At 42.6% G+C, this 23,492-nt stretch carries 20 protein-coding genes; 13 read left to right on the plus strand and 7 right to left on the minus strand.

The window, feature by feature from the left end; all coding sequences use genetic code 11:
- The first annotated feature begins 21 nt into the window (after positions 1-21).
- The 3 genes from M3629_RS07615 (at position 22) to M3629_RS07625 (ending at position 2,998) form a co-directional block, all read left to right on the plus strand.
- Complete coding sequence (locus M3629_RS07615) at positions 22-729, plus strand: response regulator transcription factor (RefSeq protein ID WP_154888955.1); 708 nt, start codon at positions 22-24, stop codon at positions 727-729.
- Positions 730-770: 41 nt separating this feature from the next.
- Entirely contained in the window at positions 771-2,153 is a 1,383-nt protein-coding gene (locus M3629_RS07620) for a sensor histidine kinase (protein WP_251503746.1), read from the plus strand.
- 125 nt (positions 2,154-2,278) lie between these two features.
- A complete protein-coding gene (locus M3629_RS07625; protein WP_251503749.1) occupies positions 2,279-2,998 on the plus strand; it encodes a hypothetical protein in 720 nt (239 codons plus the stop codon).
- Positions 2,999-3,161: 163 nt separating this feature from the next.
- Here M3629_RS07625 and M3629_RS07630 read toward each other — a convergent pair whose 3' ends face one another.
- Complete coding sequence (locus tag M3629_RS07630) at positions 3,162-3,527, minus strand: VOC family protein (RefSeq protein WP_251503751.1); 366 nt, start codon at positions 3,525-3,527, stop codon at positions 3,162-3,164.
- A 276-nt stretch (positions 3,528-3,803) separates the two neighbouring features.
- Here M3629_RS07630 and M3629_RS07635 point away from each other — a divergent pair, with 276 nt between their 5' ends.
- On the plus strand, positions 3,804-4,703 hold the full coding sequence (locus M3629_RS07635; protein WP_251503754.1) for a cation diffusion facilitator family transporter: 900 nt from the start codon (positions 3,804-3,806) through the stop codon (positions 4,701-4,703).
- 153 nt (positions 4,704-4,856) lie between these two features.
- On the opposite strand, the gene M3629_RS07640 is transcribed toward M3629_RS07635, so the two are convergent.
- From M3629_RS07640 to M3629_RS07650, 3 genes are all read right to left on the minus strand, one after another.
- The gene (locus M3629_RS07640) at positions 4,857-5,327 is read right to left on the minus strand and encodes a ferritin-like domain-containing protein (RefSeq protein ID WP_251503757.1); all 471 of its coding nucleotides are present in this window, start codon (positions 5,325-5,327) and stop codon (positions 4,857-4,859) included.
- Between the two features lie 103 nt (positions 5,328-5,430).
- The gene (locus M3629_RS07645; RefSeq protein WP_251503760.1) at positions 5,431-5,901 is read right to left on the minus strand and encodes a hypothetical protein; all 471 of its coding nucleotides are present in this window, start codon (positions 5,899-5,901) and stop codon (positions 5,431-5,433) included.
- Between the two features lie 80 nt (positions 5,902-5,981).
- Positions 5,982-6,167 carry a hypothetical protein gene (locus M3629_RS07650; RefSeq protein ID WP_251503763.1) on the minus strand — a complete coding sequence of 62 codons (186 nt, stop codon included), beginning with the start codon at positions 6,165-6,167 and terminating at the stop codon, positions 5,982-5,984.
- Between the two features lie 292 nt (positions 6,168-6,459).
- On the opposite strand from M3629_RS07650, the gene M3629_RS07655 reads away from it, so the two are divergent.
- From M3629_RS07655 to map, 5 genes are all read left to right on the plus strand, one after another.
- Positions 6,460-8,358 carry a beta-glucoside-specific PTS transporter subunit IIABC gene (locus M3629_RS07655; RefSeq protein WP_251503766.1) on the plus strand — a complete coding sequence of 633 codons (1,899 nt, stop codon included), beginning with the start codon at positions 6,460-6,462 and terminating at the stop codon, positions 8,356-8,358.
- A 44-nt stretch (positions 8,359-8,402) separates the two neighbouring features.
- Positions 8,403-9,242 (plus strand): BglG family transcription antiterminator LicT, encoded by an 840-nt coding sequence (gene licT, locus M3629_RS07660; RefSeq protein ID WP_251503769.1) that lies wholly within the window; start codon positions 8,403-8,405, stop codon positions 9,240-9,242.
- 15 nt (positions 9,243-9,257) lie between these two features.
- A complete protein-coding gene (locus M3629_RS07665; protein ID WP_251503771.1) occupies positions 9,258-10,706 on the plus strand; it encodes a glycoside hydrolase family 1 protein in 1,449 nt (482 codons plus the stop codon).
- A 252-nt stretch (positions 10,707-10,958) separates the two neighbouring features.
- A complete protein-coding gene (locus M3629_RS07670; protein ID WP_435368200.1) occupies positions 10,959-12,962 on the plus strand; it encodes a glycoside hydrolase family 16 protein in 2,004 nt (667 codons plus the stop codon).
- Positions 12,963-13,265: 303 nt separating this feature from the next.
- Complete coding sequence (map, locus tag M3629_RS07675) at positions 13,266-14,006, plus strand: type I methionyl aminopeptidase (RefSeq protein ID WP_251503774.1); 741 nt, start codon at positions 13,266-13,268, stop codon at positions 14,004-14,006.
- Positions 14,007-14,084: 78 nt separating this feature from the next.
- Here map and M3629_RS07680 read toward each other — a convergent pair whose 3' ends face one another.
- Entirely contained in the window at positions 14,085-15,311 is a 1,227-nt protein-coding gene (locus M3629_RS07680; protein WP_251503777.1) for an NAD(P)/FAD-dependent oxidoreductase, read from the minus strand.
- A gap of 249 nt (positions 15,312-15,560) precedes the next feature.
- Here M3629_RS07680 and M3629_RS07685 point away from each other — a divergent pair, with 249 nt between their 5' ends.
- Both M3629_RS07685 and M3629_RS07690 read left to right on the plus strand, forming a co-directional pair.
- Positions 15,561-17,000, plus strand: coding sequence for an MFS transporter (locus tag M3629_RS07685; RefSeq protein WP_435368201.1), 1,440 nt, complete (start codon positions 15,561-15,563; stop codon positions 16,998-17,000).
- A 63-nt stretch (positions 17,001-17,063) separates the two neighbouring features.
- Complete coding sequence (locus M3629_RS07690) at positions 17,064-18,266, plus strand: macrolide family glycosyltransferase (protein WP_251503780.1); 1,203 nt, start codon at positions 17,064-17,066, stop codon at positions 18,264-18,266.
- Positions 18,267-18,421: 155 nt separating this feature from the next.
- On the opposite strand, the gene M3629_RS07695 is transcribed toward M3629_RS07690, so the two are convergent.
- A complete protein-coding gene (locus M3629_RS07695) occupies positions 18,422-19,816 on the minus strand; it encodes an alkaline phosphatase (RefSeq protein ID WP_251503782.1) in 1,395 nt (464 codons plus the stop codon).
- Between the two features lie 415 nt (positions 19,817-20,231).
- On the opposite strand from M3629_RS07695, the gene M3629_RS07700 reads away from it, so the two are divergent.
- Positions 20,232-21,530 (plus strand): NCS2 family permease, encoded by a 1,299-nt coding sequence (locus M3629_RS07700; protein WP_251503785.1) that lies wholly within the window; start codon positions 20,232-20,234, stop codon positions 21,528-21,530.
- Positions 21,531-21,905: 375 nt separating this feature from the next.
- On the plus strand, positions 21,906-22,889 hold the full coding sequence (locus M3629_RS07705) for an alpha/beta fold hydrolase (protein ID WP_251503788.1): 984 nt from the start codon (positions 21,906-21,908) through the stop codon (positions 22,887-22,889).
- Positions 22,890-22,994: 105 nt separating this feature from the next.
- Here M3629_RS07705 and M3629_RS07710 read toward each other — a convergent pair whose 3' ends face one another.
- Positions 22,995-23,366, minus strand: a complete 372-nt coding sequence (locus M3629_RS07710; protein WP_251503791.1) for a winged helix-turn-helix transcriptional regulator — start codon at positions 23,364-23,366, stop codon at positions 22,995-22,997.
- Positions 23,367-23,492: the final 126 nt, after the last annotated feature.

Consider the following 23,492-nt stretch of genomic DNA (forward strand, 5'->3'; position numbering starts at 1 on the left):
ATAAAAGGGGTGTACAGTCCATTGAATAAAATACTTGTCATTGACGATGAAGTCGCCATTCGAGATTTAATTGAGCTAGTGCTTAGAAGAGAGAACTATGATGTAAAAACCGCAGAAGATGGCAAAACCGGACTGCAATTGCTGGACTCATTTCAACCCGACCTGGTAGTGCTTGATTTGATGCTGCCCGATTGCTCGGGATATGACTTGTGCAAGGAGATTACCGGGAAACGTGCTGTTCCTGTTATTATGCTCTCTGCCAAAAATGAGATTATAGATAAGGTGCTTGGATTAGAACTTGGCGCGGAAGATTACATGACCAAACCTTTTGACAACCGCGAATTACTCGCTCGCATCAAGGTAGTTTTGAGAAGAAACGAGAGCAAGGTGGAGACAAGTGAAGGGGCGGAAGTCCCGTCGACACGTATCATCCATGAAGAGCTGACATTTGATATGGAAAGTCGAAGAGTGCTGAAAAACGATGTTCCCGTCTCTTTGACGGCCAAAGAGTTTAAAATTCTGGAAACTTTACTTAAAAGGCCTGACAAAATCTATACTCGGGATGAGCTCTTACAGATCGGATGGGGATATGATTTTATGGGAGATAGTCGTAGTGTGGATATGACCATCATGCGACTACGGAAGAAACTGGAGGATAACGCGGACGAACCGAAATATGTTAGAACGATCTATGGATTCGGTTATCAACTTGGAGGTGGCGAAGCCTGAAGTACGCAACCCGGTTACTGCTGAACTATTTATTTTTCTCTGTGTTGTCCTTTGGCATCATCATCTTTGCCGTTAATAAAGCCATTGATTACTACAGCTTCATTACTATTGAAAAACAGATGATGGAGAAGGCAGATCTCTCCGAGCTGTCCTTCCGTGAAGTGCTGGCACAGCATCGATCATCATCAGGGGAGCCGCAGACGAAGGAAATCGTCAGACTTGCACTAGAGAAGCTTAAGGCTTCAGGCAAGGAAGTGCGTATCTATGACAGCTCCAAGCAGCTACTGGGCTTGGCTGTAGATGGCATCATCATTAATGATGGCAAACCACATATTTTCGAGAAAAATATTGAAAAAGCTCTGAGCGGTAGCTATGCCTACACTGTAACGGATGATTATCTGCTTTATTTTGCGACTCCCATTCAGAATCAATTTTACGAAAATGCTTATGTTTATGAGTTCGTAGAGGACATTTCGTACTTTTATGCAATCATGGATCAAATCCGTTATGTGCTGTTTGTAGGTGCAGGGGGATTCATTGTGCTGATTACGTTAGCCAGTCTGTGGATTGCACGTAATACAACCAAACCGATTAAGGTGCTCCTTGGTGCCGCGCAAAGTTTCTCCAGACAGGAATTTAAACGAGTTCATCTGAACCGCAAGGATGAGCTGGGGATGCTCGCGGATGGACTCGACTCCATGGGACAGCAGCTTCATAATTACATTCAATACCAGAAACAATTTGTCTCGAACGTATCTCACGAATTAAAAACACCTCTGGCAGCCATTCGTGGTTTCTCTCAATACTTGTACGAAGGAGAGAATGAGAATGAAGAGCTACAAAAAATCTATGCCCATCTGTTGCAGGAATCGGATCGGCTCACCCGTTTGATCAATGAACTGTTGTTGTTATCCCGATTTGATAAGACAGGTTCAAGCGAACTGGAAGTCGAAAAGACGGAAATGAACGCGCTGATCCAGCAAGCCGCCACGAATATGGAATCCAAGGCCAAGGAGAAAAAGATCAGGATCACAGTTAAACAAGTAGAGGAAGACCCGATGGATGAAGGTCTGACAAAAGTCTATGCGAGCGTCAATCCAATGCTCATGTCCCATGCAATCGCCAACCTGTTGGATAACGCTATCAAATATTCAGGCAGTCATTCGCAAATTAATGTGGAGATGGAACATACGTCAAGCGAGGTCGTTGTAAAGATAAGTGACCAAGGCATAGGCATCGCGGGTGATGAACTAGAGCGAGTGCAGGAGCGCTTTTACCGGGCGAAAAATGCAAGCACAGCGAATGGTTCAGGTCTCGGTTTGTCCATTTGCAAAGAGATCGTCGAGCGTTTTAATGGATATATCGACATCGAAAGTGAGTTAGGACAAGGTACGACAATTACGATTGTGTTACCTCGTGCTTAAGCTCGCTCCTGAATCGAAGCCCAAATAAATACCGTTACAAGACTGATACATTTCTGTTATAAGACTAACAAATGCTTTTTTTATAATGACTTCATAAGAACAAATCACACATTTATGGAGGGATTATGATGAAATTAACAAAGAAATCTGCGAGCTTTATCCTGCTAAGTGCTTTACTAACGGTAGCTCTGACGGGCTGTCAGTCCACGGATGCGAAGTCGCCAACAACCGGACAGAATTCTGCTGAGCAAAATACGTCGAATGGACAAAGTAAAGGTGAAGGAACATCCGATTCAAAAAAACCGGATTCCGAAGGTACTGAAGGACAGGGCTCTGAGGCAGTGAAGGAAGGCTCAGTGAAGAAAGAAGGCAATGTGGTGCTGAAGGAGCTTGCTTTTGTTCATAATGAGCACACCATTGCGATTTCGGATACAGCGAATGAAGAGCAGATGGAACAGATGCTGGGCAAACCAGACAATTTCAAATCCCATACGTATACTGCTGGGGATGGAACCAATATGGATAATTTAATCGGATTTACGGAAAAAGTATACACGTATCCTGGTATGGAGATTAAAACGATCAGTGTACCTGAAGGAAAACAAGACTCGATCTTTGATATCAAAATTACCGATCCCAAGTATACAACAGTTCGAAACATTAAAGCAGGGGATAGCCTAGACACACTTAAAAAAGCTTATCCTGAAGGAAAGCTGGTAGGAGATGGGGCACCTGACGAGGAAGACGACTTCCGTTACGAGCCATCGAACTATGTAGATGTCATGTCATTCCATATTAAGGATGCCAAGGTCGAGAGCATTCATATCTTCAGCCTGCTGGACTAAAAGTGTAATCGATGTACTTCCTTGATTTATAGAGCCGTATCATAAGATTTACTTTTCGAACCTGCCCAAGAGTTGGGCAGGTTTTTATGTCGTTATGAGTTGGTAACGTTGTTCAGAACAGACGAACCATAGTGTGAAATAAGCACACCACTATGTTTCCAACCTACTTTCCAACTAATACAAACACATTTTCATCAGGAGCTTTCATTACAGCAATATGTCCAGACTCTGTTGCAGAGGGAGTTCTAACCCATTGGATTTCCTCGTTTTTGCTTAATTCATCATGTGCTTGTCTCACATCATCAACGAGAATTTCAACTTCCGTAAAGTTGAGTTCAGGGTGATTGCTTAATACAAGTTCAGAACTGTCCTTTTGGGGGAACTTTAAACCTATTACCGTCCAGGTAGAACCCGACTCCAAACTTCGTTCTATTTTCCAATTTTCTGTTAACCCCATAGAACTGTAGAACATAAGCGATTTCTCAATATCTTTTGTATGAATACACACGCATTCTAACTTTTTAAACACTCGATGCATCTCCTTCTATCATCTAATAAGAACAAATGTTCCTTTTGTAAATCTACTATTTTCCATGATTAAAAGCAATAATATATTTCAAATAAAGCTTAAGAACATAAAAAGTACAAGTTTTCCTTGCGCAACTTTTTTGGATTCCCATTAAACTCTTGCGGCGCTCAGATTATGTTTGCTTACACTTAAAACGTTTCTCTAGACCCACACAAATGTTCAATGATACCATCATACAAGTGTTACGACAGTTGAAGATTGCAGGAGGAACGGAATGTGGATCAAGTAAGATACGATAATTTAAAACTCGGGGAACGTGGGGCGATCATCAGTATCATCGCTTATATATGTTTGACCGCAATAAAGCTGGTGATTGGCACCATTGCTGGCTCTGAAGCACTCAAAGCAGACGGCTTGAATAATGCAACAGATATTGTCGCATCCATCGCCGTACTTATTGGTTTAAGGTTTGCACAGCGTCCGGCCGATAAAGATCATACATATGGGCACTGGCGAGCAGAAACCGTGGCGTCTCTTGTGGCCTCATTCATCATGATGGCTGTGGGATTGCAAGTATTATTCGAAGCCTTCGGTTCCGTATTCGAGGGCAAGCACGAATCTCCTGATCTCATTGCTGCGTATACAGGCATTTTCTGTGCAATTATTATGGTTTTGGTCTATCGATACAATAAAAAGCTGGCCACACGGATCAAAAGTCAGGCTGTTATGGCTGCCGCACGGGATAATATCTCCGATGCTTGGGTAAGTATCGGTGCCGTTGTCGGGATCGTAGGTTCTCAGTTCGGCCTTCCGTGGCTTGACCCGGTAACGGCAATTATCGTCGGTTTACTGATCTGCAAAACGGCCTGGGATATTTTCAGAGAAGCTACGCATCATCTTACCGATGGATTCGATGTAGAGTTGATTCAAGAATACCGTGAGACCATTGCTGGAATCCATGGTGTAGAGACGGTTAAAGATGTACGAGCACGTAATTACGGTAGCAACGCCGTAGTTGACGTGGTGATCACGGTTCGGGGAGATTTGGATCTGCAACAAGCACATGATATTTGTACCGATGTGGAAAACGAACTGCTGGAAGAGCATGATGTGTATACAGTACACGTTCACGTCGAGCCGGAGCCAGAGCAGGAAGCGCTCAAAGAATACATGTAATATTTATAAAAAACAAAAAAAATGGAAAACGGGCCTTGAAAAAGCAAAAACCAGTAAACGATGATGTTTACTGGTTTTTTGATTTTGTAACTATTTAAGGTTCGTTCACTTTTTTAACATGCCCGCTTCAATCCAAATGACCTTATCTAGCAATCATTTAGGCATATTGTAGATAATCAGATTATTGTACTTATCCGCATGTTTTTGTTCGTCCAGGATAATGCCCCATACCGTGTCTTTGTAAATGCCGTAGGGGAGGCCAAACCATATTTTTCTATACTTCTCCACCGCGGACAGCTCGCCCTGAAATGCCTTCTGTAAACCACCCAGATACGATGTGATGTTTTCCGGGGATTCAGTGCTTACGTTTGTGATCTCCTGGCCTGTAAGGTCTTTATACATCTCTCTGAACATCTGATTGTGTCCACGCTCATCATCGCGAATGCTTGTAATAATCGCGGCTTGGTACGTATCCGGAGCCATACGAATAAGAGCGTCATAGAACATTTCATCATTTCGTTCGCCTTGAACAGCGGATTGAATGAGTCCGAGCGCTTCAGCTGTTGATGTGGCCCACACGGGAGTAAAGGGTTTTCGATAAAAATAAGGATACGTTGTGTACATACCAATACCTCCATAACAATGATGAGTTAAGATATGCACATATGCCCAGAAACGTAACCCGCTCTCTTTTGCTGTGCTTCATGTTATGCCTGCACCATGCCCTTTAACGATTGGAACGATCAACTAATGGGTCGGGAGATATCATTTTTATCAGCTTACTGTAACCATAGGCAATGATAAGCGCCAGTAAATAAGACCAAAACGTCCAGAAGATAGTCCATCCATTAAAATAAACAACATGTCCCATAAGTTTGGCAATGTATTCAATCAATGTTAACAAAAGCGCTGAAACAACGATACTCGGCCAAGGTCTGACGTGTTTAATAAGGATCAGATACATCATAATGCAGCCCGTAACCGGATATATTCCCAGATCCATCGGAAGAGCCGCAAAGGCTTCATTGAGTGTGTGAGGTAGTATATTCCAGAAGTAATTGAACCCAACACTGTTAATACAAGTGGATGTGGCCACTCCAAGTGGAAAATAAATCAAAACGAGTCTATAGTTCCGCCGTAAAATCCATGCACCGATCAGAAGGGGGATGATCATACCAATGATCCAATTGACTAGCATATCTTTTCCCTCCAAATTAAACTGTGAGTTTTGACTATAGTCTCAAATTCATAAAATGTTTATTTCTGAACTCTCGCCATCTAATCCGTTTTTTTCTGTTCAAGGAGAAGATTCACTTTATCCGTAAGTGCTTTTAATTTTTCATCATAGTGCCTGTACGTGTACCAGCCAATTACAGCTTTAACCGCAAAAAAGAGAACCGCAGCGATGACCACTAAGACGTAATTGTGTGCGATCTGTTTCAACCAATCATTAATGTGCTGCATTGTTTATAACCCCCGTCGCGTACATATATCATCTGGTTAAGATGCCCATTACATCTTAAGGTAATTCATAAATGCTAATAAGATTCTTTGCGTGGAAGGTGTTGCTTTTTGTCGAAATCCATGCTACATTATCGATGTAAACGTTTATATTTGCATTAAACAACATCATATATGATTCAATTTGGCGTGTTACTGTTCGGCAGGCAAGGCTTAAATTGGGTGGTTTGTATATTTATTATACCCACCCAATTTAGGCCTTTTTTTATGCACAATTTCAGGGTGAGGTGTTTACATGAATTACAAAGAAACCGCTAAGGCTATCCTTGACAAAGTAGGCGGACAAGAAAATATCAATGATTTTCTCCATTGCTCTACTCGATTAAGGATGCATCTGAAAGATCCAAATCAAGCAAAAACCGAAGAAATTAAAGCCATGGATGGCATCATGGGAGCCGTATACAGTGGCGGACAATATCAAGTTATTATCGGCAATGATGTAAGCTATGTATATAATGAACTTAAACAAATGATCACTATAAACACAGATGGGAACCCGGAGCCAATCAAGAAAAGAGATATGAGTTTTAAAGGATTGTTTGAGAGTTTTGCCGGATTGATTACAGGTATTTTCCAGCCGATCATTCCAGCAATCGCAGCGGCGGGCATGTTTAAAGCTTTGCTTTTATTGTGTACATCGCTAGGTATACTTTCTAAAGAAAGTCAGATTTACGCGTTATTGCTTAATATCGCCGATTCAGCGTTTTATTTCTTACCTGTATTGCTGGCATACTCAAGTGCACAGAAATTCAAAACCAATCCTTATATTGCAGCCACACTGGCGGGGGTATTACTGCATCCTAAAATGATCGCATTACTTGGCGGAGAAGTGCCCGTGGAAATCGCTGGTATTCCTGTACCTAATATCAGTTATGCGTCCAGCGTTTTACCCATCATTCTGACCGTATGGCTTATGTCGTATGTTGAGAAATTTGCGGATAAGGTATCCCCTGGTCCAGTGAAAATCTTCCTGAAACCTTTGATTGTCATACTTGTCATGGCACCACTGGCTCTCACTGTTTTGGGACCCATCGGTAACTATTTGGGTGTAGGTTTGTCAGACGGTTTATTCTGGATTCAAGGTAAAATTGGTTGGTTAACCGTTGTAATTTTGGCTGTATTCCTTCCATTTATCGTGATGTTCGGCATGCACAAAGTGTTTTATCCCGTTATTTTCGCAGCCATGGTTTCACCAGGCTACGAAACATTGATCCATAGTGCGATGCTTTCTTCTAACATGGCACAAGGCGCTGGAGCACTAGCGGTCTGGTTCTTGGCAAAAGACAAGAAGTTGAAGCAGGTTGCGTTGCCAGCCGGCATATCCGGATTGTTCGGTATTACCGAACCAGCTTTGTACGGGGTACATTTACGTCTGAAACGCACTTTGGTAGCTTGTATGATTGGTGCAGGGTCAGCAGGGCTCTTTGCCGGTATCGTCAACTTGAAAGCTTATGCAGCAGTAGGGCCGGGTCTTGCTTCTTTGCCGATGTTTATCGGAGCTGAAAATAACTTTACCTACGCGCTGATTACAGCAGCTATTTCAATCATTGTTACTCCAATTGCCGTTTATTTCATCGGCTTTAACGATCCTGGAGCAGATTCAGATGCACAAGCTTCATTAGGAAAATCTGCGCAGGGAGAAACAACGCAATCAGCTCCGGAGAAAGAGAAACTGCAATCACGTTTGGTTGTTTTTTCTCCGATTGAAGGAGAGGCAATTCCATTAAAAGCAGTGAACGATGAAGCATTCTCCCAAGAAGCGATGGGGAAAGGTATGGCGATTAAACCATCCAAAGGTCAAGTCGTAGCTCCATTTGATGGGACAGTTCAAACTGTTTTTCGGACCAAACACTCGATCGGTTTGAGATCGGTAGAAGGCGTTGAAATTCTGATCCACATCGGCATTGATACAGTGAAGTTAAAAGGACAACACTTTAATGTTGTTGTTCAAGAGGGTGATGTCGTAAAACACGGGCAACTTCTGATCGAGTTCGATATGGAGGCCATTGAAAAAGCAGGCTACGACACAACAACACCGGTTATTGTAACCAACAGTGGTGATTATCTTGAAATCCTTGGATATGAGCAGTCTGGTAAAATAGGAGCTGAGACACCACTAATAACCATTTTGTAATATTATGAGGGTGAGGTACACCCTGAACATAGAGGAGCATGGATATGAGAGTAGTTAAGGTTCTCAATACAAGTATTGTTTTGGCCAAGCGTAATGACAATAAAGAGGTTATCGCCATGGGCAAAGGAATTGGGTTCAGAAGCAGACCCGGGGACATCATTAACGAAAATGAAATTGAAAAAGTATACGTCGTTGAGAATGAAGGAATGTCCTCGGATATGACTGCACTGATGAGAGAGACGCCGGAAGAGTATTTAATTTTGGCAGACGAAATCATATCTTATGCGAAACAAGTATTATCGCGTGATCTGAGTGAAAATCTCTATTTTTCGTTAACAGACCACCTCCATATGGCTGCCAACCGATTCAAATCGAATATTACGATACAAAATCGAATGTTATGGGAAGTGCAGAAGTTTTACCCGCAAGAATTCCTAATTGGGAAGCAGGCTTTAAAGTTTATTAAAGATAAGCTTGGACTGGATCTGCCGGAAGAGGAAGCAGCTAACATCGCCTTCCATCTGGTCAACGCTCAGCAAACGGAACAGAACATGAGTCAGGTCATGATGATGACTACTACCGTTAAAGATATTCTTAACATTATTCGCATTCATTATGGAATTGAGCTGGATACATCAAGCATTAATTATTCACGCTTTTTGACTCATCTTCAGTTTTTTGTTCAGCGATTATTGGAGAATACCATGCTCGAATCCAAGGATGATGAATTGCTCGAACGAATTTCGAGTAAATATCCAGAGGAAAGCAATTGTGTTTCCAAGATCAACAATTACATTGGCGCGAAATTCGAACGATTCATGTCCAATGAAGAAAGATTGTATCTCATTATTCACATTAGCCGTGTGATGGACAGAGCGCATTAACAGGAGGATTATAATATGACGACCACCAGAACATTTCCCGAAGGATTTTTATGGGGCGGAGCAATTGCAGCGAATCAAGCTGAAGGTGCCTGGAACGTAGCAGGAAAAGGCGTTTCTACGGCCGATACGGCTATGAATAAGAAAAATATAGGTGACTACAAAAAACAAAATGCTGTGAGCTCGGAGCAACTCGCGACAGCGCTTCAAGATCAATCTACCGTGAATTATCCGAAACGCAGAGGTATCGATTTCTATCATCGGTATCCAGAGGATCTTGCTTTAATGAGCGAGATGGGTATCAAAACTTTACGTACGTCCATTGCGTGGACTCGAATTTTCCCAAATGGAAATGAAACAAATGCAAACGAGGAAGGTTTGCTGTTCTACGATCGCCTTTTTGATGAGATGATTAAAAATGGCATTGAACCTCTGGTTACCTTGTCTCACTACGAGATGCCGATGTATCTGGTCGATCATTATGGGGGATGGACATCCAGAGAGGTTATTGATTTCTTTGTACGCTTCAGCACAACAGTATTCAACCGTTATAAAGATAAGGTAAAATATTGGATCACTTTTAATGAAATCGATGGCATTGTGCGTCATCCGTTCACTAACGGAGGTATTGTTCCAGATCGGTTTGAGAATGTTGAGCAAGCAGTATACCAATCGCTACATCACCAATTCATTGCGAGTGCTTATGCAGTAAAGCTCTGTCATGAGATTATTCCAGATGCTCAAATCGGTTGTATGCTGACAAGCCTGTTGCACTATCCTCACACATGTAATCCACTGGATGTACTGGCAGCACACAAGAACAATCAATTTAATCTGTTCTTTACCGATGTGCAGGTGCGAGGCGCTTACCCAGGTTACATCGAGAGATATTTTAGAGAGCAGGGAATCATTATTGAAAAAGCTGAAGGCGACAGTGAGTTGCTAAAAAAGTATACGGCTGACTTCATATCATTCAGTTACTATAACTCCTTTGTTGCAAGTGCAGATAGCGAAGGCCTGGAAACGGTTAGTGGCAATACGATGGGCGGCGTGAAGAACCCTTACCTTCCTGTAAGTGATTGGGGATGGCAGATCGATTCGATTGGTCTGAGACTCGCGCTTAACAATCTGTACAGCCGTTATCAGGTACCTCTGTTTATCGTAGAGAATGGCATTGGTGCTTACGATACGATTAAAGATGACGGTACAATCAGCGATCCTTATCGCATTGAATACCTGCGTTCTCATATCGAACAAATGCATGAGGCTCTGCTGGATGGTGTTGAAATCATGGGGTATACCGTCTGGGGTATCATCGACCTGATCAGCTATTCCTCTTCCGAAATGGAAAAACGTTATGGCCTGATCCACGTCGACCAGGATAATGACGGAAACGGCACGCTGGAGCGAAGACGGAAGGAAAGTTTCTTCTGGTACAAAAATCTGATTGCCAATAATGGATTATAAACACATGCTGAAAGGTTAAAGTAAGAGATGATTTCTGTGTCGTAAAGGAATCATCTCTTTTCTTCATGCAATCAATTGATAGGCTAAAACAAATTTTAAATATTTCTTTCAGCACATTCTTCTTTTCGGTAGAATAGAGTTATCCGATCTGTAATATTTTTCCTTATTGATACCAGATTGGAAAAATGAACTGAAGGAGGAGAATGAATGAAATCGGCTACTTGCAGAGAGATGCGATTGGTGTACAGAAGGATGGGTGTGATGCTCGTATTCATCATGCTCGCCAGTGTTTTACTTGGGCCCGGTTCAACGGCTCGGGCTGCCGGGAAGACGATTACGTCCATGGAGTACTTTTCATTTGCTGACGGACCTGTCATATCCAAATCCGGAGTTGGCAAGGCCAGTTTCGGATTTGTGATGCCGAAGTTTAATGGGGGTTCTGCTGCATGGAGCGAAGTGAACGGGGATTTAGGTGTTAAGGTCAAGGTAGGAAGCGAGTGGGTGGATATTGATCAGGCGCAAGGCTTTACGTACAACCAAAACTGGGGGCACTGGACTGACGCCGGCTTCCATGGATATTGGTTCACTCTCTCCACAACAACCGATGTTCAATTGTATTCCAAAGCGAATGGAATAAAGCTTGATTATAGACTGGTCTTTCAAAACATTAACGAAACAACGATCACAGCAATGAGCCCTACACAGGGGCCAGATATCATTGCCAGCAGCACCGGAGGCGCCGGCTTTACGTATCCCACCTTTAACCATAATCCATCAGTCACCTACGAAGCCGTCGCTCAGGATCTCAAGGTGTATGTGAAACCTGTACAGAGCAACACGTGGATTGATATTGACAATAACGCAGCCAGCGGCTGGATTTACGATCAGAATTTCGGCCAATTCACGGAGGGTGGAGGAGGATATTGGTTTAACGTAACCGAGTCTATTCACGTCAAGCTCCAGTCCAAAACATCGACTGCGAATATTATTTACACCATTACATTCAATGAACCTGTGCGTAATTCATTCGTAGTTACTCCCTATGAAGGCACAACTTTTACAGCGGATGAGAGCGGTTCCATAGGTATTCCACTGCCTAAGATTGGCGGGAGCGCACCTATTGCGAAGGAATTACAAAATTTTGTTTACCAAATCAATATTAATGGTCAGTGGGTGGACTTAAGTAATAGTGGTCAAAGTAAATTTACGTATTCCGCCAATGGCTACAATCCGATTTCCGATGCCAATCAGTGGGGATACTGGGCCGATCATATCTACGGTCTGTGGTTCCGACCTATTCAGGAAAATATGCAAATTCGAATCGGCTATCCGCTTAATGGACAACCCGGTGGAAACGTAGGCAGCAACTATGTGAACTATACCCTCATTGGCAACCCGGATGCCCCACGTCCCGATGGTTCGGACCAAGAAGGCATCTCCATCGGTACACCGAACAATCCGGCGATTGAAGGCATGCATCTGATTTGGCAGGATGAGTTCAGTGGTTCTGCGCTGGATACAAGCAAATGGAATATAGAAACAGGATATTATCTCAATGATGATCCGGGAACCTGGGGTTGGGGCAATGCGGAGCTGCAGCACTACACTACCAGTCCGCAAAATATTTTTGTTCAGGATGGAAAATTAAATATCCGTGCAACACATAGTAACCAATCATTCCCTCAAGACCCGAATCGTTTTGCGAAATATGCCTCCGGTAAGGTGAATACCAAAGACAAGCTATCCCTGAAATACGGGCGTGTCGATTTCCGTGCCAAGCTGCCTACAGGGGATGGCGTCTGGCCTGCTCTCTGGATGCTGCCGCAAGATTCGGTATACGGCACATGGGCTGCATCAGGCGAAATTGACGTGATGGAGGCAAGAGGTCGTCTGCCTGGAACAACCAGTGGCACGATTCACTTTGGCGGGCAATGGCCTGCCAATCAGTATATAGGCGGAGAGTATCACTTCCCCGCAGGACAAACTATTGCTAACGATTATCACGTATATTCTGTAGTTTGGGAACCGGACAACATCAAATGGTACGTGGACGGCAAATTCTTCTATAAAGTTACCAATCAGCAGTGGTCTTCTGCAGCTGCACCGAACAACCCTAATGCTCCATTTGATGAACCGTTCTATTTGATCATGAACTTGGCGATCGGCGGTAATTTCGATGGTGGCCGTATTCCGGATGCTGCTGATATTCCTGCAACCATGCAGGTGGATTATGTTCGGGTATATAAACAGCAATAATGGTTAATGTAGTTCGCTAATTTAATTTAGAGAAAGCGAAATTCATGGATGCATCATGATCATTAACGTTTTGCCAGGGGTGAACTTCGGTTCACCTCTTTTTCTGCACGCTGTAGGTTCAGCAGCTGTTTCCTAAAGAAGCACTGATAACGTTTTTCAACTCGTTTGAGATGTCGAATAGTTGAGTTTTTTTCTTTGTGCGAGTACATCAAATCCTAAAAATGTTGCAAACTGTAGCAATTTATGTTGCAATGAGATGAAACTTTCTGTTTACAAAGAAGAAGGAACGTGAGGTACGCGCATATGATTGCAAAAACGGAAGAGGATTTTAATGGCTTAAAAGAAATTGGCAGGATCGTTGCTTCCATCCGTGATACGTTGGTTGAACGGACAGTCTCGGGTGTAACGACCAAAGAACTGGATGACTTGGCTGGGGAGCTGTTCGAGAAAGAAGGGGCAATTTCCGCACCCAAAAGTGAATATGATTTTCCTGGTTTTACGTGTATTAGTGTCAATGAAGAAGTCGCGCACGGGATTCCAGGGGATCGGGTAATCCAAGAAGGCGATATCGTCAATATCGATGTTTCCGGCTCCAAAAACGAATATTTCGCGGATACAGGCATCTCGTTTGTGGTCGGCCAGGGAGAAGAAGTGTTAACGAAAATCTGTGAGGTAGCCAAACTGGCTTTTGAAGCAGGTCTGAAAAAAGCGAATCCTGGTTCCAAAAAGAGCGGTATTGGCAAAGCCGTTTTCCTGACCGCACGCCAGCATGGACTGACTGTTATTCGTAACCTGACAGGACATGGGGTTGGTCGTGCCATTCACGAAGCACCAGATCATATCTATAATTATAATGACACGTCAGATGATGAGTTGTTAAAAGAAGGTATGGTTATTGCGTTTGAACCCTTTATTTCTACATCTGAAGAAGAAGTGTATCAAAAAGGGGACGGATGGACGTTTGCTACCAAAAACAGTCATGTAGCTCAGATTGAACATACGATCATTCTGTCCAAAAAAGGGCCAATCATTATTACCCTGTAACTATAGAGGTCGATTAAGGTTTTGTAAGGTATACTTAAAAGCCGATTCCAGATGTAGATGTGGAATCGGCTTTTAGCGTTAGAGAGTCATTTTTTCAACAAGGGGTCTGTTCTGCAAATAAAGATCCATATCCGGGCTAGAGCCATGAACGATATTGTCCGTTACAATTTTCGCCAACACACCGTTATACACGGTTCCATTGTCGCCATAAGCCATAATGACATAACAATGCGGATATGAGTCGTATTGCCCGATAACTGGCAAGCCGTCATGTGTTCCCCCGTAAAAAGCGCCTAAATAATAATCTGGTTCCACCTGGATATTCGGAAAAAGCTTATTAAATTCTTGGATCAGTTTATCTTTACTTGTCAAAATTTTAGAATTCCTGGTTTCCACGTAGGCAGTATCCTTATCCATGCCGCCGATAATAATACGGTTATCCGTCGTTGTGCGCATATAAACATACGGACGTGCCGTTTCCCAAATTAACGTGCGTTTGTACCAGTTATCTAAATCAGAAACCGGCTTGGTAATAACAGCGTAAGAGCTGGACAGCGTGGCATTTTTCTCCACTTTAAAGTCTTTGTCTTCATATCCAGCCGCAATAATCACATGTTTCGCACGAATCTCGTGGCGCTCTTTGGTGTAAAAAACAGCCGAATCGTTTTCAAAACGTTTACCTGAAATCTCGGTTTCCTCGTAGATGTGTACACCTTCTGATTTTGATTTCTCAAGCAGCCCATAAACGAACTTTAACGGGTTCATCTCGGCATCATCATGATAATAAAGCGCAGCTGATTTAGAGAAAGGATATACGCTTGATATACGCCGCTCATCCCAAAAATCCACGTTGAAACCGTGCTTTTTGAGAAGTTCATATTCTTCTTGCAAAGCAGGAACATCTTCCTGGCAACTCGCGTAATACAAGCTATCACGCCTTATAAAATCAGGCTTAATCGGAAGCTCGCTGCTGATCTGCTCCATATGATTGATCGATTGTTCACACAATTTCAGATGACGGGCGGCTGCTTCTTCACCGAAAGTATTCTTCAAAGATACAAAGCTCTTTTCCCCTGCATATTGAATCAACGCAGTATTGGTGCTTGTGCTGCCTTCTCCAACTTTCCTCTTGTCCACGACAACGACTGATAATCCTTGATTACAAAGAAAATGAGCACACTGTGCACCCGAACTGCCCGCACCGATGATGAGAACATCACAAGTAATATTTTCCTCAAGCTTCGGGTAAGAAGGAGGATTTGTTACCGTGGTTGGCCAATACAATTTGCCGCTCTGCAGATCCATCTCGAATCTCTCCTTAAATATATTCGATACGTAGTATGAGCACTTTGTTGGAAGTCAATGCAGAGCATACGTTTCTTATGAAGGAGCAAATGGCGAGTATACCGAACATGAAGCGACTTTAGACAGGCCTTCGGATCAGCATGATCAACGAAGAAGACCACTTAATAAACATTTTTGTTTACAAAGTGGTTTGCTTATCCTATATTAAAGATACATCTGCAGGTGTATTTTACTAATATTTCAATATTTATGGAGGTGTCCGTGACACACGAGAAACCAATCGGCATCTTTCATCGACGTTACAGTACAATGACCATTGGCATTATGTTGGTATTAACCACTTCGGCATTCGAAGGGCTAGCGATCACAACGATTGCTGCCAAAATAGCTCAAGACATGCAGGGAATTCATTTATATGGCTGGATTTTTAGCGCGTTTTTGTTATGTCAGCTTGTAGGAACACTGGTGATGGGCCAGCAAGTGGACAGGCGAGGTGTGTTCAATTCCATTCTTATATCTTTTGTTATTTTTGTAATGGGGACAATCATTGCTGCGACATCCATGAACATGTACATGCTCATTGGAGGAAGAGCCTTTCAAGGATTTGGAGCTGGCGCTTTAATTACATGTGTCTATGTGTGTGTAACATTATATTACCCGGAAACGCTCCGAACTCAGATTTTAGCAGCTTTTTCGATGTCCTTTGTTCTTCCTTCATTAATCGGGCCTTATTTTGCTGGACTTCTTGCTTCTTATCTGTCTTGGCGGTTTGTTTTCTGGATCGTTATCCCTTTGATTGTACTTGCTCTTCTGCTTACATATCGCTCGTTTCGTGATCTGCAGCGCACTCAGCACATTATAGAAGAAGCACGAGCGGTTGACTCAAGAACAGGTCAGGCCATTTTATTAGCTATTGGAACGGGATTGTTACTGACAGGTCTTGGCATGATTACAAGCTGGCAGGGCATAGCTCTTTCGATTAGTGGATTCATAATCATGATACCGTTCATGCACAAATTATTGCCTCAAGGAACATTTCTAGTCCAATCCGGTTTACCAGCAACCTTGGTAACAAGAGGATTGTATGTATCTTGTTACTTTGCAACCGAGAGTTTTGTTATTTTGGGTTTGACTGAGATGAAGGGGTTATCGGCAGAAACTGCCGGATTACTTGTCGCAGCGGGCTCATTAAGCTGGTCTGGAGCGGCATGGTTGCAAGCCAGATTGGATGTAAGAGACCAAGGTGATGGGCGAAAGCAGAGGGTGATGTATGGAATTGGCATAATGATCATCGGAGTTATGCTCGTCATTCTGGCTTTATTTTTGACGGATATCGGAATTGTGCTTATTCTTCTCTCACAGGTTATTATTGGTTTTGGTGTGGGGCTGGCTAACCCGACTACCGCGGTCATTGCTTTACAGTATGCGGAGCTTGGACAGGAAGGAAAGATGTCTTCCAACCTTCAGTTTGTCGATTCTTTTTATGTGGCTGTAAGCATTGGTGTAAGCGGTTCATTGGTTGCTTTAGCCAAAACGACGGGATGGGGCATATCCACAGGCATTCTGATGGTTCTGACGCTTCAACTTCTATTGGTTATACTGAGCTTTTTCTCATCGTTGCGAATTACAGCCCAAACATCTCAAACAGATCATCCCGCTGGACAAAAAATAGATACACTTCCGATGTAAACAAACAACCGGTCAGACCAGATACGGATCGGAGGTACATATTACATTCAGGAGGTGCGCACGATGGCGCGTGTATTGGTTGTTATTACTCCGGCTGAAGGCCATGTGAACCCATCCCTTGGGTTAATTACGGAGCTAGTCAAACTTGGAGAAGATGTTGTTTATGTATGTGTAGAGGAATATCGTTCCCGGATTGAGCAAACGGGAGCTAAGGTCATGACCTATCCTTTTGCGGAGGATGCGTTCTCACATGAACCTGCACTCAAGCCTTTGGCGTATCGGCATCCCTACCAATTCATACACATGGTTACTTGCGGTATCATTCCCAAAATGATTCCTGAGGTGCTTCGTTTGATAGAGCATGAAACGTTCGACTATCTGATCTATGATTCACTGATGGGGTGGGGAGGCCAAATTCTCGCTGAGAAATTAGGGATTCCATCCGTATGTACGATAGCTTCTTTTGCTTCCGTCGAGCCAGCAAGCATAGAGAACGGGGAGGTTATCAATACACGAGAACTATATGAAGCGATTATGAACAAGGCAAAAGAAATAGCAACAACGTACAAGGTCAGCCTGCCTGCTGTGCAAGAGATGATAGCACATCAAGCTCAATTAAATATTGTTTACACCAGCCGTTATTTTCAGCCACGGGCAGAAGAATTGCAAGATCGTTTTCTATTCACGGGTTCATCGATTATTCCGCGGGAAGATGCTCCCGAATTCCCATTTCATCTTCTTCGTGAACGGCATACGAAGACGGTATACATTTCCATGGGAACCATACTGAATAAAAACCTGGAGTTTTACAAACTGTGCTTTGATGCATTAAAAGATCAAGCAGTAAATGTTGTTTTATCTTCGGGGAAATACACCGATATTACATCCATTGAAGCAATGATTCCCGAAAACTTTATCGTGAAGCCTTATGTTGCTCAGATTGAAATATTGCAGCATGCAGACGTTTTTGTTACTCACGCAGGCATGAATAGTGTAAGCGAGGCATTATATTTCGATGTTCCACTTGTTATGATTCCCATGACCTCAGATCAACCATTTGTAGCCGGTCGCGTAAAAGAGCTTGGAGCCGGGATTGTATTAGATCAACATCACCTGAACGCAATCCAATTACAGGAGGCGATAATGGAAACACTTCACAATCCTATCTATAAAGAGCAGGCACATCTCATCGGCAAATCTTTAAAAGAAGCTGGGGGCTGCACCTTTGCGGCGACGGCGATAATGCAACAATTTGCCAAAGTATAACTGCAATTCACCTCTTATTCTTATATAACAGGGAATAAAATTAATGCTAATACAACAACCCCCTCACTTCATTTCTTTCAAAAGAAGAGAGGGGGCAATTTAGAAAAGTACTTATATAGCTAACCATTGGATATCAAGACAGAGTGCAAAATCGTTTACTTGCCCTTTTTCAAAATATCAAAAATGATTTTGGCATTATCAGTGTTATCAATTAAGCCAGAGAAGCGCTGACTTTCTGGGCCATAGGCATACACCGGAACATCTTCACCTGTGTGCCCACCTGTTGTCCAACCTGTGAAAGAGCGGTTATCAATAATAGCTTCGATCGCATTATCAATTTTGGTCACATCCGCACTTTGAGCAGCATCTTTCACGGATTGAATTTCCTCAGCTGTCAGCTCAAGTTTGAGATATTTTTTCAAAGTTTCATCAACGGAAGCCCCTTTGGCAATTTGAGCAGCCATGAAGTCAGGAGTACGCAGTGCAGCTTTAATGGGGTCTACGAAGAAGTTGTATTCTCCATCTTTACCCAGGGTAAGTCCTCCTGTGGAGTGGTCCGCTGTAGCTACAACCAGTGTTTGTCCGTCTTTTTTCGCAAAATCAATCGCTGCCTTGAAGGCTTTAGCGAAATCTTCCATCTCACTCATGGCACCCACAATATCATTATCGTGTCCTGCCCAGTCAATCTGACTGCCTTCAACCATCAAGAAAAATCCTTTTTTGTTTGTTTTAAGACGATCAATAGCCGAATTCGTCATCTCAGCGAGTGAAGGTGTCGCGCTTGTGCGATCAATAAATTTGTCCAATCCGCCATCTGCAAACAGGCCAAGAACTTGTTTGTTTTTGTTCGCGAGCAAAGATGCACGGTCCGTTACATAACTATAACCTGCTTTTTGAAACTCTTTCGTAAGATCACGGTCTTTACGTACAAAATTGGTTTTTCCTCCGCCGAGCAGTACATCCACTTTGTGTTTGCCGTTAATCAACTCGTCGTAGTAGTCATTTGCAATAGCATCCATGTTTTTGCGGCTGATATCATGAGCTCCAAATGCCGCTGGAGTAGCATGGGTAATCTCAGAAGTCGCAACCAAACCTGTGGATTTACCGATTTGTTTGGCTTGCTCCAACACGGTTTTGACATTCTTTTGATTTGTGTCCACTGCAATGGCTGCGTTATATGTTTTCACACCTGACGACATTGCGGTTGCGGCAGAAGCGGAATCCGTAACATTTTGTTTGTCATCGTCGGGATAGGTCATTTGAGTGCCTACCAGATACGGATCAAACACCGTTTTTTCCATCACTTTCGTCTTAGGATTATCTTTCATATAACGATACGCTGATGTATACGATGTTCCCATACCATCTCCAATAAGGAAAATGATATTTTTGATTGGTTTTTTCTCAGTACTTGCACCGGCAGCTTTAGCGATAGTTGCTTGTCCAGGGGAAAGAAGAGTAGAAGCTGATACAGCCAACGTCAGAGCTAATGCAGGCAATGCTTTTTTAGACAATTTCACAACGATTCCTCCTCGATATCTCTTTAACATGAATGCATGAAACTTTGTTCATTTGTTCATCCTTAAGAAGATTATCATTCATTTGTAAATAAAAACCATCACAATTGTACGCTGATTGTAAAATATTCAACATTAACTAACATACAAGCTTAGATCAGTCTAAACCCTAAAAACGAATAAAATCTCATTTATCAACTTGAATAGTTCGTAAATAATGTGAACAAAGCTCGGATTCCATTGACATCCCGTGTTATTTTTAATAAAATTCGAAATGCACCTCAGATTGAAAACGAAATCCGTTTCTTTATCTTTACATTCGGAGCTGTTCAGATCCTAATGACGAATATAGGAGCTTGAGATTTCCAATCCTATAGGTAATTAGGATTTTCGTTTTTAGCTGTGAGATTTTACAAAGACAAAATGAAAGTTGGAGGCTGGCTTGACGATGGACAACTGGTTCAAACTGAAAGAAAGAGGCACCACCGTTTCAACCGAAATTATTGCTGGTATTACTACATTTTTCACGATGGTATACATAGTGATTGTGAATCCCGGAATTCTGAGCGACACAGGAATGAGCTTTAACGGGGTATTCATTGCTACGATTTTGGCGAGTATTGTAGCAACGCTGATTATGGGACTGTGGTCCAATTATCCGATTATTATCGCACCGGGTATGGGACTGAATGCGTTTTTCGCGTTTAGTGTAGTTAAGGGGTATGGCGTAACTTGGCAGACAGCACTTGGTGCTGTATTCATTGCGGGTATTTTGTTTATTATTTTATCGCTGACTTCGTTTCGCTACATGCTGCTGGATGCCATTCCGGCAAGTCTCAAACATGCGATAACGGCAGGAATTGGATTGTTCATTACTACGGTTGGACTGCAAAACGCAGGTATTATTGCCGATTCTAAATCTAATCTGATTACACTCGGAAATCTGGCGCAACCGATGACGTACCTGACGATTATTGGTCTAATCATCACCGTTACGTTGATGGCTTATAATGTGAAAGGTTATCTGTTTATCGGAATGGTCATTACCGCGATTATTGCGTGGTTCATGGGACTGTTCCAAATGCCTGCATCCATTGTAGCGATGCCTTCAGGACTGGGGGAAACTGCGTTCCAGATGGATTTGGCTGGGGTCTTCTCCAATGGACTATACACGATCATTTTCACATTCTTGTTAATTACGTTATTTGATACGACTGGTACGATGCTTGGAGTGGCGGAACAAGCGGGATTGTTGAAAGATGGTAAGTTCCCACGTTCCCGCGGCGCATTGCTCGCTGATGCTGTTGGTACAACGACGGGTGCTATGCTTGGAACAAGCCCAACCTCGGCTTATATTGAGTCCAGTACGGGTGTAGCCGCAGGAGGGAGAACGGGACTGACTGCGGTGACGGTAAGTATCTTGCTCGCCGTAACTTTATTCTTTAGTCCAATTGTAAGTGTCATCTCGAGCATCCCGGCAATTACATCCCCGGCACTCATTATTGTTGGTTTCTTTATGATCAGTGTGATTAGTAAAATGAACTGGATTGATCTGGAAGAGGCCTTCCCGGCGTTCCTGATCATTATTCTGATGCCGCTGACGCACAGTATTGCAACAGGTATCGGAATTGGTTTCATTTTCTATCCTGTGCTCAAGCTACTTCGTGGCAAAGGTAAAGATGTTCATCCTATTTTTTATATTTTTGCGATTCTATTCTTCATTCAACTTGTATTCCTCGACCACTAAGAAACGGTCTTGAACATGGCAAAGAGAGCTGCGTTTATATAAGCAGTTCTTTTTTTATATACTTGAATTGCTTCACACAAGCACTCCGATGACAGACTAACCTGGAGAGTAGCGGTTATCCCCAGATTTTCTTGATTCCCTTTTCGAAAGGGAAAAATCCGGTGATAAAGGCGAGCGCTCCGCTTTTCCAGGTTTTTTCTGTCCTCTTCGTTTATGTGTAAATAATCATTCATTTTATATCGTTTTATTGGTAACTTATATATGCCAGTTCATATTCCGTTCATATTGGCGTCACGCTGGCAACATCTTGTCTCACTATACTGTAAATAAGTCACCAAGACAGTTACACAGACTAAGGGACAGGAGAAGATGAGAATGGAAGAAATCGTAGAAATAAAGCAGACAGAGAAGAAACGTGGCAAGAAACGCAAGTTGTTCTTAAAAATATTCGGGGGAATCTTCGCAGCGCTTGTATTATTCATGGGCATCGTCTTTGTGATCCATGTGATTAGCAATGGAATGGAAAAGAAAAAGATAGAATCGTATGGGCAGTATGTGCAAGTGGATGGTAAAAACATGAATGTTTCCATTCAAGGTCACGGAGAACAGACCATCGTGCTGCTTCCGGGACAAGGAACCCCATCTCCGGTGTTGGATTTCAAACTATTAATTGACCAATTAACGCCAGATTATAAAGTGGTAGCGATTGAACCTTTCGGTTATGGATTAAGTGATCGCACAGACAAAGAACGTACCACTGAGAATATCGTTAGCGAAATACATGAAGCTGTTGAGCAGCTTGGTCTTGAGCGTTATATCCTCATGGGGCACTCTATTACGGGACTGTACAGCGCATCTTATGTAAAAGATTATCCGGGTGAAGTGATCGCATTTATCGGTATAGACAGCAGTGTTCCTAATCAGCCTGGCATGGATGTTAAACTACCTCTGAAATCGATGCAGTTCCTTCAAACCTCAGGGCTGATGCGATTCCTCAAAAATGTGAGTGCAGATCCTTACAAATCCATGGACTATGATGAGCACACTATAGAGCAGATGAACCTGATCTCGAACCAGGTGTCGAGCAATTCGACCTTAATGAATGAGTTGAAGAATCTAGGTTCTAACTTCAAAAATGCAGAGAATCTGACCTATCCTCGACATTTGCCGATGTTGCTCTTCGTTCAATCCAATAACACGGCGAATCCAAATTGGATACCGCTGCATGAGGAGCAGATCAAACAATCCGATCAGGGCAAAATGATCCCGATGGAAGGCTCGCACTATTTGCATCATACAAAGTACAAAGAGATTGCAGCAGAATTCAAAGCTTATATGAAGAGTGTTCAATTAAAATAAAGTAAAGTTGTAAAGGGGAAAAACATCTCCCCATAGGAGTCGCTATATTAGCGGCTTTTTTTGTTTTATCGGTAGAAGCTTCTACTAGATTAATTAATATCATTCTCAAGCTTCCTTTATCTGAGTAATCTCCCCGTGCTTCAATCCGAATTTTTCCATCATATCTAAAATCGGTAGGAGATCGCGTCCTTTGTCTGACAGAGAGTATTCTACTCGCGGTGGAACTTCAGGAAATACGTGTCTGGATATGAGTCTGTTTTCCTCTAATTCCCTCAATTGTTTAGTCAATGAACCTTGCGGTATGTCATTCAGAAATGACTTGATTTCATGAAATCGTCGCGCTTGATTCTTCAAAAACCATATAATGAGAAATTTCCAACGCCCTGATAACACGTGTTGAGTGTAAGCCATGCCAAAAATGATAGGATACTTTTCCCTAAACTCTTCGTGAAATCCGTCTTTGCATATCCGAGTCATATACCTCCTCCTCTCAATGATTATCCAATAGTATTAAAAAAGTGACTATGTTCATTATTTTTGCCTACTTCTAACTTATAGAGGTCTCAGTTAGTATAGAAGACATTGAGAAAATCTTCAATCTAG

The sequence above is a fragment of the Paenibacillus polysaccharolyticus genome, assembly GCF_023714295.1.
Taxonomy (GTDB): domain Bacteria; phylum Bacillota; class Bacilli; order Paenibacillales; family Paenibacillaceae; genus Paenibacillus; species Paenibacillus polysaccharolyticus_A.

Coding starts and splice junctions, on each gene's coding strand:
- M3629_RS07625 (WP_251503749.1), top strand. CDS start 2,279: ATGATGAAATTAACAAAGAAATCTGCGAGCTTTATCCTGCTAAGTGCT.
- M3629_RS07640 (WP_251503757.1), bottom strand. CDS start 5,327: ATGTACACAACGTATCCTTATTTTTATCGAAAACCCTTTACTCCCGTG.
- M3629_RS07645 (WP_251503760.1), bottom strand. CDS start 5,901: ATGCTAGTCAATTGGATCATTGGTATGATCATCCCCCTTCTGATCGGT.
- M3629_RS07650 (WP_251503763.1), bottom strand. CDS start 6,167: ATGCAGCACATTAATGATTGGTTGAAACAGATCGCACACAATTACGTC.
- M3629_RS07655 (WP_251503766.1), top strand. CDS start 6,460: ATGAATTACAAAGAAACCGCTAAGGCTATCCTTGACAAAGTAGGCGGA.
- licT (WP_251503769.1), top strand. CDS start 8,403: ATGAGAGTAGTTAAGGTTCTCAATACAAGTATTGTTTTGGCCAAGCGT.
- M3629_RS07665 (WP_251503771.1), top strand. CDS start 9,258: ATGACGACCACCAGAACATTTCCCGAAGGATTTTTATGGGGCGGAGCA.
- M3629_RS07670 (WP_435368200.1), top strand. CDS start 10,959: ATGGGTGTGATGCTCGTATTCATCATGCTCGCCAGTGTTTTACTTGGG.
- map (WP_251503774.1), top strand. CDS start 13,266: ATGATTGCAAAAACGGAAGAGGATTTTAATGGCTTAAAAGAAATTGGC.
- M3629_RS07680 (WP_251503777.1), bottom strand. CDS start 15,311: ATGGATCTGCAGAGCGGCAAATTGTATTGGCCAACCACGGTAACAAAT.
- M3629_RS07685 (WP_435368201.1), top strand. CDS start 15,561: ATGGAGGTGTCCGTGACACACGAGAAACCAATCGGCATCTTTCATCGA.
- M3629_RS07690 (WP_251503780.1), top strand. CDS start 17,064: ATGGCGCGTGTATTGGTTGTTATTACTCCGGCTGAAGGCCATGTGAAC.
- M3629_RS07695 (WP_251503782.1), bottom strand. CDS start 19,816: ATGTTAAAGAGATATCGAGGAGGAATCGTTGTGAAATTGTCTAAAAAA.
- M3629_RS07700 (WP_251503785.1), top strand. CDS start 20,232: ATGGACAACTGGTTCAAACTGAAAGAAAGAGGCACCACCGTTTCAACC.
- M3629_RS07705 (WP_251503788.1), top strand. CDS start 21,906: ATGGAAGAAATCGTAGAAATAAAGCAGACAGAGAAGAAACGTGGCAAG.
- M3629_RS07710 (WP_251503791.1), bottom strand. CDS start 23,366: ATGACTCGGATATGCAAAGACGGATTTCACGAAGAGTTTAGGGAAAAG.